General features: G+C 75.3%; 1 protein-coding gene. It reads right to left on the bottom strand.

What is annotated here, in order from left to right; all coding sequences use genetic code 11:
* Positions 1–224: 224 nt before the first annotated feature.
* The coding region (locus D471_RS0108505; protein WP_017598223.1) for a DNA-processing protein DprA at positions 225–1,144 on the bottom strand (920 nt) is incomplete at its 5' end.

Raw genomic sequence — 1,144 nt, 5'->3', positions numbered from 1 at the left:
CGCATCAACGCCACGGCCGATACCGGCTCCGACCGCCGCACCGCGTCAGGCAGCCGAACCGCTCCGTGCCGGGGCCGCGCCACCGCCTCGGCGAGCCCCGCCCCGATCCGCCCCGGGATAGAACCGGCCCGTCCGTTCCGCACTCCTCCATCCCCGACCACCCCCGACGACGGAACCGGCGCTGTACCCGACGGCCTCCGTACTCGGCGGCGAACGGGTTCCCCTCACCTCGGAATCCGCCAGCCGGTGGCACAGCGCTCCACGTACCCCGCGGCCGCGAGCAGTCCCAGGGACCGCATGGCCTGCCCCAGGGTGGCTCCGCTGTGCGCGGCGATCGTCGCGGTCCCCGCCCCGGCCCGTGGCACGGCCTCCAGCACCCGTGCCGTCTCGGGGTCGAGGTCGGCCGCCACCCGCAGCGGCCCGGGCCCCGGGGGTTCGTCGTCCAGGGGCACCACCTGGGCGACCACGTCGTCGGCACAGGTGACGCAGCCCGCCTGCCAGTCACGGAGCAGGATGTGGCACCCCACCGACATCGCCGACGTCACCGGACCCGGTACCGCCATGAGCGTTCGGTGCATCTCCACCGCGTGCGAGGCGGTGTTCAACGCCCCACTGCGCCGCCCGGCCTCCACGACCACGGTTCCTGGTGTGAGCGCCGCGATCAGCCGGTTGCGCACCAGGAAGTCGGGGGCGCGGGGCGCGGCCCCCACGGGCCGCTCACTCACCAGGACACCGCTTCTGGCCACGTCCGCGAACAGGCCCGCGTGCCCCTTCGGGTAGTCCACGTCCAGTCCGCAGGCCAGCACGACCACGGTGTCGCCCACCGCGCGTGCGGCCCGGTGCGCCGCTCCATCGATGCCGTACGCGCCCCCGGAGACCACCACGACCGAACGCGCGGCCAGGTCGTAGGAGAGCTCCGAGGCGACGTGCTCCCCGTAGGCGGTCGCGGCCCGTGCGCCCACGACGGCCACCGAGCGCAGGCACAGGTTGCGCAGGTCGCCCCGGCCGCGTACCCACAGGCCGTGCGATCGACCACCGCCCGGCAGGTCCAGGGCCTCGAGCCGGCCCGGCCACTCCGGATCACCCGGCACCACGAGCCGGATCCCGGCCTCGGCCGACGCGCTCAGCAGGGCGTCGGCGTCCA

The organism is Nocardiopsis lucentensis DSM 44048, from assembly GCF_000341125.1.
Taxonomy (GTDB): Bacteria; Actinomycetota; Actinomycetes; order Streptosporangiales; family Streptosporangiaceae; genus Nocardiopsis; species Nocardiopsis lucentensis.
The sequence above is the reverse complement of the archived record's forward strand: the minus strand, read 5'-3'. Positions and strand labels throughout refer to the sequence as shown.